Consider the following 316-nt stretch of genomic DNA (forward strand, 5'->3'; position numbering starts at 1 on the left):
CATGACGGCCATGCAGTGGATTGCCGACGAACAGGCAGACGGCATCCTCGCCCCCAACCTCGACCGCCTCGCCCGCGAACTCACCGACGACGAACGCGAGAACGCCATCGCCGAGCAGATGGAACGCTGGCGCGATCAGGAAGGCCTCGGCGTACGGGCCATCGCAGCCCGTGCGAACGCCGAAGGCCTACGCAGCAAGCGCGGCGGCCGCTGGCATCCCACCACCGTGGCTCGGCTGTTGTCACCACAGGCCAGGGAGAAGGCGCGAGAGCAGTCCGCGCGGGCCCGGGCGGAGCGCAAGGAGCAGCAACTGTCT

At 69.3% G+C, this 316-nt stretch carries 1 protein-coding gene; it reads left to right on the forward strand.

Annotation, left to right across the window (positions count from 1 at the left end; all coding sequences use genetic code 11):
- Nucleotides 1-10: 10 nt before the first annotated feature.
- Nucleotides 11-316 (forward strand): recombinase family protein (locus OO69_RS48495; protein ID WP_234444726.1); only part of this gene is annotated, 306 nt, incomplete at its 3' end.

The organism is Streptomyces sp. NRRL F-525 (assembly GCF_000716605.1).
GTDB lineage: Bacteria > Actinomycetota > Actinomycetes > Streptomycetales > Streptomycetaceae > Streptomyces.